The 9,071-nt window shown below is 66.8% G+C and carries 7 protein-coding genes; 2 read left to right on the forward strand and 5 right to left on the reverse strand.

The window, feature by feature from the left end:
• The 5 genes from AC1D00_RS14330 to AC1D00_RS14350 all read right to left on the reverse strand — a co-directional run.
• Nucleotides 1-1,095 (reverse strand): amidohydrolase family protein (locus AC1D00_RS14330; protein WP_477011120.1); only part of this gene is annotated, 1,095 nt, incomplete at its 3' end.
• A gap of 29 nt (nucleotides 1,096-1,124) precedes the next feature.
• The gene (locus AC1D00_RS14335; RefSeq protein WP_477011121.1) at nucleotides 1,125-2,216 is read right to left on the reverse strand and encodes a sensor histidine kinase; all 1,092 of its coding nucleotides are present in this window, start codon (nucleotides 2,214-2,216) and stop codon (nucleotides 1,125-1,127) included.
• Nucleotides 2,203-2,895 carry a response regulator transcription factor gene (locus AC1D00_RS14340; protein WP_477011122.1) on the reverse strand — a complete coding sequence of 231 codons (693 nt, stop codon included), beginning with the start codon at nucleotides 2,893-2,895 and terminating at the stop codon, nucleotides 2,203-2,205. The genes AC1D00_RS14335 and AC1D00_RS14340 overlap by 14 nt, the downstream gene beginning before the upstream one ends.
• 100 nt (nucleotides 2,896-2,995) lie before the next feature.
• On the reverse strand, nucleotides 2,996-3,511 hold the full coding sequence (locus tag AC1D00_RS14345) for a hypothetical protein (protein ID WP_135177536.1): 516 nt from the start codon (nucleotides 3,509-3,511) through the stop codon (nucleotides 2,996-2,998).
• A gap of 315 nt (nucleotides 3,512-3,826) precedes the next feature.
• On the reverse strand, nucleotides 3,827-6,163 hold the full coding sequence (locus AC1D00_RS14350) for a Tex family protein (protein ID WP_027547128.1): 2,337 nt from the start codon (nucleotides 6,161-6,163) through the stop codon (nucleotides 3,827-3,829).
• Nucleotides 6,164-6,604: 441 nt separating this feature from the next.
• On the opposite strand from AC1D00_RS14350, the gene atzD reads away from it, so the two are divergent.
• Nucleotides 6,605-7,717, forward strand: coding sequence for a cyanuric acid amidohydrolase (gene atzD / locus AC1D00_RS14355; protein WP_477011123.1), 1,113 nt, complete (start codon nucleotides 6,605-6,607; stop codon nucleotides 7,715-7,717).
• A gap of 126 nt (nucleotides 7,718-7,843) precedes the next feature.
• Nucleotides 7,844-9,071, forward strand: a 1,228-nt coding sequence (locus AC1D00_RS14360) for an amidase (RefSeq protein ID WP_477011124.1), incomplete at its 3' end; no start/stop codon positions are given.

The raw sequence follows: 9,071 nt of genomic DNA on the forward strand, positions 1-9,071 counted from the left end.
GCCGAGCCCGAGGCCATAGCGCTCGAGGTTGATCGCCGTGGCGGCGCGCGTGGTGATCATGTCGTAGAGCGTCTCGAACTCGCTCTTCTTCGTCATCCACAACAGATGCGAGGCGAGGAACGCCACCTCCAGCATGTTGTTGCGGCCGAACGGATAATAGGCGTCGGAAATGTCGTCCTGGCCGAGGCAGACATTGATGTCCGCGCCCAGCAATTCCTTCACCCGCGCGTGCAGCGGACCGTTGTGCGGATTGCTGACAACGCTGACACGGGCCTTTCCGAGCAGCACCATCAGCTCGCGGAGATAGTTCTCGGGATAGAGCGCCATCGCCCGGCAATGATGGGCGAGCGCTCGGCCCTCGACGCCGCGCGCGATCACCGCGCGCGCCATCATGTCGAGCGTGCGCATGTTGGCGTCGCCGACGTCGTCCAGCAGCATCGAGATTTCGGCGCCGTGTTCGGCCGCGAGGTCGAAGCAGAACGCGACATGGCGGCGCATGTCCTCTTCATCGGCTTCGATCCAGGGAATCCCGCCGACGACGTCTGCCCCGAGCGCCATCGCCTTGCGCATCAGACCGTCGGCGCCGGGCTCGCGAAACAGGCCGTCCTGTGGGAAAGCCACGACCTGGATGTCGACGATGCCGCGAAACTCCTCGCGGATCGCAAGCAGCGCCTTGACGCCCTCCAGCCGGGCCTTGGTGTCGACATCGGCGAAGGCGCGGATGTGGAGATTGCCGTGAAGCGCGGCGAGCGCAACCGCGCGCCGTGCGTTCGGGACGATCCAGGACGCGTCGTAATTGCTCTTCACCGCTGCGGCGAGATCGACCGCCTTCGCCGCCTCGCTCATGCCGCCGCCCTGATAGGCCTCGAGCGCCGCCTCCGACATCATCGGCAGGGTCCATACCTTGCAGAGATGCAGGTGCGGATTGACAAATGCCGGCGTCACCAGGCCGCCTTTGGCATCGACAAAGGCCTGTGCACCGGGATCGAGCCGGTTGCCGATCGCGGTGATCACGCCATCGGTGATCGCAATGTCGACGATCTCGCGGCCGCGCGTGCGAGCATTGGTGATGACGAGATCTGGCAGGCGGGACATTGCAGGACTTCCACTCGGTACGCGTGCGATCATGCAAGTTGGGTGCCGGGCTGCGCAGGCGGCGGAAACCGGAGCTGGACCGTCAGGCCCGGCGCATTGTCATGCAGCGCAATCTCGGCGCCATGAAGGCGCGCGACCGCGGCGACGAGGCTGAGACCCAGGCCGTTACCCGGCGTGTAGCGGCTCTGTTCGAGCCGGTAGAACCGCTTGAAGACGTGGTCGCGCTGGTCGGCCGGAATGCCCGGACCGTCGTCGGCGATCGCGATCACGGCGCCGCCACCGGCGCTGCGGCAGGTCACCGTCACCTGCCCGCCTTTGCAGCCGTGCTTGATCGCGTTGTCGACGAGATTGGCGACGGCATCGAACAGCAGGTCGCGGTCGCCCGTGATCGCGACCTCGCGGTCGCCGCCGAGGCTGAGACGCGTCGAAACCTGCTCGGCGGCGGCGTCGTAGAGCTCGACGACCTCGCCGGCGATCTCGGCGAGATCAAGCGCGCGGAAGGCGCTCCTGCGGGCGCGGGTCTCGATCTCCGAGATCCGGGTGATGGAGGCGAACATGCCGAGCACGGCGTCGAGATCGGCGATGGTGTCGCCGATCAGTGCAGCGTCTGCCTCGCTGTTGCGCGGAGTATGATAGGCCTTTTCCAGCCGGCCGCGCATGCGCGTCAGCGGGGTGCGCAGATCGTGGGCGACGTTGTCGCTGACCTGCTTGACCTCGCCCATCAGCGTCTCGATGCGGTCGAGCATCTGGTTGAGGTTTTCGGCGACGCGGTCCCACTCGTCGTGGCTGCCGCGCAAGGGAATGCGGCGGTCGAGACCGGACAGCATGATGGCACGGCTGGTGGCGTTGATCTCCTCGATCCGCCCCACCGTGCGCCGGGTCACCAGCACGGCTGCGAGCCCGGCGAGCACCAGGAGCAGCAGCGCGACCGCGACCATGGCGAGTTCGATCGTGCCGGTGAAGCCATCGTGATCGCCGGCGGTGCCGAGCCGGCTCTCGACATAGGCGAGCGTGCCGAAATAGACATAAGCCATGATCGCCGCGACGATCAGCCCGAACGCCGCGATCGCGATCAGCGCCAGGCGGAAGGTCGAGGAACGAAGCGTCTTAGCCAGGAGCACGGAGACAATATCCGATGCCGCGGATGGTATGGATCAGCGGATAGGCCTGGGCATCGTCGACCTTGCGGCGGACGCGTCCGACATAGACGTCGATGATGTTGGTGGAGGGATCGAAATGCAGGTCCCAGACGTGCTGGAGCAGCATCGCGCGCGAGACGACGCGGCCCTCGTTGCGGACGAGATATTCGAGCAGCTGAAACTCGCGCGGCAGCAGCGGAATTTTGCGGCCGCGGCGGCTGGCGTTGCGCGCGATCAGGTCGATGGCGAGGTCGCCGACCCGCAGCAGCGTCTCCTTGGCGATGGTCTCGCTGCGGCGGCCGAGCGCCTCCAGCCGCGCAAGCAGCTCGACGAAGGAGAACGGCTTGACGAGATAGTCGTCCCCGCCGGCGCGCAGGCCGCGCACGCGGTCGTCCACCTCGCCGAGCGCCGAAATGATCAGGAAGGGCGCGGCGATGCCGTCGTCGCGCAATTGGCGCATCACGGCGATGCCGTCGATGTCGGGCAGCATGCGGTCGATCGTGATCACGGCATAGTCGCGCGCGGCGCCCTGGCTCAGGGCTTCGCGCCCCGTGGCGGCGAGATCGACCTCATAGCCGGAGGTCGTCAACTCTTCGACGAGTTGGCCTGCGGTTTYCGGATCGTCCTCGACGACCAGGATGCGGCGGTGACCTCCGGTCATGCAAAACTCCACGCGACGATCGCCACCAGACTATCCCGTTCCGGGGCTGAGCGGAACCGCCTGATGGCGATCGCGACAATGGTGCGGTACGGCGATGCGACTACCAATAGTCTCCGCACACATTGACCCATTGCCACCCATAGGGCGTCCAGCTCCTGCGCCAGCAACCGTCGTAGTAGCCAGCGTAGATGAAAGGTGCTCCGAAGAAGAAGCGATGGTGGTGCCGGAAGAAGGCGTGGCGGCCGATGAAGGGCCTGCCGTGCCAGCCGGCGCCGGCAAAGCGCGGCCCAAAGGCGGCGCGGGTCGCTAGCGGAGCCGCGGCAAAGCGAGGTCCAATGGCGGCGTGGGCGGCCATTGGCGAACCGACGAAGCGGGCACCACCAGCGCCGCCCATCCCGCTAAATCGCATGCCCCCGCCACCCATGCCGCCACCACCGACATGCATGCCGCCACCACCGAAGTGGCCACCGCCACCAAAGCCGCCATGTCCTCCGCCGCCGAAGCCGCCGTGTCCTCCGCCGCCGAAACCACCACCTCGGGCGAGAACGGGCGAAGCGACCGCCAACGTCGCGGCCATGGCCGCCGCGACGATGCCGGTGAGAAGCCTGCTGTGCATCTGAATATCCTCCTTGTCGCGGCGACGGTCGCGCCGCTCCAGGGGATCAGATGAGGAAAATGCGCCCTAACCTTCAACTTACAAATGCGCCAGATTCTGACGCGGGTGTTAGGGAGGCGGACTGCCGAACTCTCCTCGTCATTGCGAGGAGCCCTTGCGACGAAGCAATCCGGACCGTCCAGGCGGAGCCAGTCTGGATTGCTTCGCTGCGCTCGCAATGACGACGTGGGTAGAATTCGCCGTACGTCGACGAGCTCAACTCGCGGAGGCTTTCCGACCTCTCCCCGCAACGAGCGGGGAGAGGTAAGAGACGTCTCACGCCCGCTTGCCGTTGTTCTTCTCCGCCGCGCGGCGCAGGGCTTCGGCGAGTGCGCCGCCGCCGGAGGATTCCTGCTTGCGCGGCGCCGACGAGGTCATGCGGGATGGATTGCGCGCGCCATTGTCGCGCTGCATGCCGGGGGCGTCCTTCTTGGCACCGACCTCGTCGTCGAGCCGCAGGGTCAGCGAGATACGCTTGCGGGCGACCTCGAAGTCCAGCACCTTCACCTTGACGATGTCGCCGGGCTTCACCACCTCGCGCGGATCCTTGATGAAGGTCTTCGACATCGCCGAGATGTGCACGAGACCGTCCTGGTGCACGCCGATGTCGACGAAGGCGCCGAAGGCGGCGACGTTGGTCACGGTGCCCTCGAGGATCATGCCCTTCTTGAGATCCTTGATCTCCTCGACACCTTCCTTGAACACGGCGGCCTTGAACGCCGGACGGGGGTCGCGGCCGGGCTTTTCGAGCTCGCGCAGGATGTCGGTGACGGTCGGCAGACCGAAGGTCTCGTCGACGAAATCCTTCGGCTTCAGCGTGCGCACGATCTCGCTGCTGCCGATCAGCGCCTTGATGTCGCTCTTGGTGGCGCTGAGAATCCGGCGCACCACCGGATAGGCTTCCGGATGCACGCCGGAGGCATCGAGCGGATCCTCGCCGCCGAGGATGCGCAAGAAGCCCGCGCACTGTTCGAACGCCTTCGGCCCGAGCCGCGGCACGTCCTTGAGCGCCTTGCGCGACTTGAACGGGCCATTGGCGTCACGATGTGCCACGATGCTCTGCGCAAGGCCCGAGCCCACGCCTGACACGCGCGCGAGCAGCGGCGCCGAGGCGGTGTTGACGTCGACCCCGACGGCGTTCACGCAGTCTTCGACCACGGCATCGAGCGACTTGGCGAGCTTGGCCTGGCCGAGGTCGTGCTGATACTGGCCGACGCCGATCGCCTTCGGCTCGATCTTGACGAGCTCGGCAAGCGGATCCTGGAGCCGCCGCGCGATCGAGACCGCGCCGCGCAGGGTGACGTCGAGACCGGGCAGCTCCTCCGAGGCAAAGGCCGAGGCCGAATAGACCGACGCGCCGGCTTCCGACACCACTATCTTGTTCATCTTCAGCTCGGCCAGGCCCTTGACGAGATCGCCCGCGAGCTTGTCGGTCTCGCGCGAGGCCGTACCGTTGCCGATCGCGATCAGCTCGACACGGTGCTTCAGCGCAAGCTTGCCGAGGATCGCGAGCGACTCGTTCCACTGCCGCTGCGGCTCGTGCGGATAGATCACGGCGGTATCGACGACCTTGCCGGTCGCGTCGGTGACGGCGACCTTGACGCCGGTGCGGTAGCCGGGATCGAGCCCCATGGTGACGCGGGTGCCGGCGGGCGCGGCCAGCAGCAGGTCGCGCAAATTGGACGCGAACACGCGCACGGCCTCGGTCTCGGCCGCATTCCACAGCCGCATGCGCAGGTCGATGTTGAGATGCACCTGGATCTTGGTGCGCCAGGCCCAGCGCACGGTGTCGATCAGCCAGCGGTCGCCGGCGCGCTTGAGGTCGGCGATGCCGAACCGCTTCATGATCTTCAATTCGTAGGCGCTCGGCACGCCCGGCGGCGGCGCTTCCGCCTCGGCCTGAATCTGCAGATCGAGGATTTCTTCCTTCTCGCCGCGGAACATCGCCAGGATGCGATGCGAGGGCAGCCTGGTCAGCGGCTCGGAGAACTCGAAATAGTCGGCGAATTTCTCGCCCTCGGTCTTCTTGCCGTCGCGCACCTTGGAGGCCATGCGCGCATTGGTCCACATCTCCTCGCGCAAGGCACCGATCAGGTCGGCGTCTTCGTCAAACCGCTCGACCAGGATGGCGCGGGCGCCATCGAGTGCGGCGGCGGCGTCAGCCACACCCTTCTCGGCGTTGATGAAGCCTTCCGCCACGACCTTGGGATCGTTGCCGGGCTCCGCCATCAGTTGATTGGCGAGCGGCTCGAGACCGGCTTCCTTGGCGATCTCGGCCTTGGTGCGGCGCTTCGGCTTGAACGGCAGATAGATGTCTTCCAGGCGCGCCTTGCTGTCGGCGGCCATGATCGTGGCTTCGAGTGCGGCATCGAGCTTGCCTTGCTCGCGGACCGATTCGAGGATCGCCTTGCGGCGGTCTTCGAGCTCGCGCAGGTAGCCCAGGCGCTCCTCCAGGGTGCGCAATTGCGCGTCGTCGAGCGCACCGGTCGCTTCCTTGCGGTAGCGGGCGATGAAGGGAACCGTGGCGCCGCCGTCGAGCAACGTCACCGTCGCCTCGACCTGCTCCGCCCGTACCCCAAGCTCCTGCGCAATTTTCTGGTTGATATTTGCCACGCGAGAATCCCTCTCTCCAAGCACGCGACGCAAACCGAAATCCGGTCGCGGGACGCCGCTTATGGACCAACCGAGGTTGATTCATCAAGGTGCCGCGCGCAACCGTCGACAGACGATTTTTTTGTCGAACCGATGCGATCTCGCCACAATCGTGGGGGATGGCGAAGGCTCCCCTGTTGCGTTGCGCCGGACCAAAATAGCAGCCCCGTCATCCCGAGGTGCGCACGCCGCAGCGCGCATAGCGCTGCGAAGGAAGCCTCGAAGGATGAACGGCCGAGATACAGCCGGGCCGTGCATCCTTCGAGGCTCGCCCAGCGACGCGTTGCGCCGCAGGGCTCGCACCTCAGGATGACGGATGAAAGGTTGCTGCCAGTGGCTTGACATCCGCCTCCGTTCCACGGCTGTTTGCACCGCCGGACCACCGAACTCTGAGAACCAGCAATGCGGACGACATCGGTCGGCGTCATCAGGATCGTCACCAAGGGCCCAGGCGACGTCTCCGGCCTCATGGCCATGATCGGCGCCGGCGCGATCGATCCGAGGGAGATCCTCGCCATCCTCGGCAAGACCGAGGGCAATGGCGGCGTCAACGACTTTACCCGGGAATATGCCGTCGCCGCGCTGTGCACGGCGCTGGCGCCACAGCTCAGCCTGTCCCCGGAGGAGGTCGAGCAGCGCATCGCCTTCGTGATGTCGGGTGGCACCGAAGGCGTGCTCAGCCCGCACATCACCGTGTTCACGCGCCGCGAGGTCGAGCGGCCGCCGGCGGGCTTGTCGGGCAAGCGCCTGAGCATCGGCATGGCGCACACGCGGGACTTCCTGCCCGAGGAGCTCGGACGCGCCGCGCAGATCGCTGAGACGGCCGCGGCCGTGAGGGCCGCGATGGCGGACGCCGGCATCACCGACCCCGCCGACGTCCATTTCGTGCAGATCAAGTGCCCGCTGCTCACCAGCGATCGCGTCGAGGCCGCAAGCGCACGCGGCCACAAGACGGCGACGACCAGCGCCTACGGCTCGATGGCCTATTCGCGCGGCGCCTCCGCGCTCGGCGTTGCGGTCGYGCTCGGCGAGACCGGCTCCGACATCAGCGACGGGGACGTGCTGCGCCGCTACGATCTGTTCTCCAAGGTGGCGTCCACCTCGGCCGGAATCGAGCTGATGCACAACGTCGTCATCGTGCTCGGCAATTCGGCGGCATCGGTCAGCGAATTCGAGATCGGCCACGCCGTGATGAGCGATGCGATCGACGCCGCCGCAGTGACGTCGGCGCTGAAGAGCGTCGGGCTTGGCGTCGCGCCACAAGCGGAAGCCGGCCGCGAGCTCGTCAACATCTTCGCCAAGGCGGAAGCCTCGCCTGATGGCAGCGTGCGCGGCTTTCGCCACACCATGCTGGAGGACACCGACATCAGCTCGACGCGCCACGCCCGCGCCGCGGTCGGCGGGCTGATCGCAGGCCTTGCCGGCACCGGCGCGGTCTACGTGTCCGGTGGCGCCGAGCATCAGGGCCCCGCGGGCGGCGGGCCGGTTGCGGTGATCGCGCGACTATCGGATTGAGACGGCCGGCCTCCCTGGTCGTGCGACCTCTCCGCCCCATGCAACCCTGCCCTTCGCGCCGGCTCAGTTGATTCACGCAGGGTCCATGCGAAAGGAAGGAACGTCGCATCTGGGGAATTGAATTTCATGACTTTGCCGATGAGCTGGAACGAGTGGGCGCAGCACGATGGCGTGGGGCTGGCGGCGCGCGTCCGCAAAGGCGAGCTGACGCCGAAGGACCTGGCCCGCCAGGCCACTGCTGCCGTCGCCAAGGTCAATCCGGCGCTGTCGGGCGTGGTCGAGCTGTTCGAGGACGTGATCGCCGACCCGGCCAGGGACGGCGCCAACCTCGCCGGCCCGTTCGCCGGCCTGCCCTTCCTGATGAAGGATCTCGGGCCGACCATGAAGGGCCGGCTCCAGGAGATGGGCTCGCTGCTGATGCGCGGCAATCGCGCGAGCGCCGACACGTTCCTGACCGGCAAATTCCGCCAGGCCGGACTGAACCTGATCGGGCGCACCACGACGCCGGAATTCGGCGTGTGCAGCTCGGCCGACAATCCGGCCGTCTACGTCACGCGCAATCCCTGGAATACCGACTACACCACCTGCGGCTCGTCGGCGGGCAGCGCCGCGATGGTTGCCGCCGGCGTGGTGCCGATCGCGCATGCGACCGACGGCGGCGGCTCGATCCGCATTCCCGCCGGCGTCAACGGCAATATCGGGCTGAAGGTCTCGCGCGGCGTGTTCTCGCTGGCCCCGCACATGTCCGACCTCACCGGGCTCGTGTCGATCCAGGGCTGCCAGTCGCGCTCGGTGCGCGACACCGCCGCCTTCGTCGATCACGCCCGCGGACCTGCGCCCGGCGAGTTCATGCCGTTCTGGACCACGGCGCAGCCCTATTCCGAGATGATCAAGCGCGATCCCGGCAAGCTTCGCATTGCGCTGTCGCACACATGGGGCGACTACACCGCGACGCCTGAGATCGCGGCCGAGCTGGAGAAGACCGGCCGCTTCCTCGAAGGCCTCGGTCATCACGTCGACTATGCGCTGCCCGAGCTCGATTTCCGCGCCGCGTTCGCGGCGCAGACGACCTGCTACATCTCGAATTTCGCGGTGGTGATCTCCAACATGCTCGCCGCGCGCGGACTCGAAAAGCCGCCGGAAGATCTCATCGAGCCCATGAACGTCAGGATCTGGGAAGCCGGCCGGCACACGAGCTTCGCCGAGCGGGCGAAGATGCAGGGCGTGTTCAACACAACGTCACGCGGCTTCGGCGCGTTCTTCGAGCAATGGGACGTGATCCTGACGCCGATCACCGCGCTGCCGACGCCGAAGGTCGGCACCAGGGAATATCTCACCATCTCCGACAATCCCG

Source organism: Bradyrhizobium sp. P2_E8, assembly GCF_056403875.1.

What these genes read in the sequence shown, in the direction of transcription:
- AC1D00_RS14345 (WP_135177536.1), bottom strand. Translation starts at nt 3,511, where the DNA reads ATGCACAGCAGGCTTCTCACCGGCATCGTCGCGGCGGCCATGGCCGCG.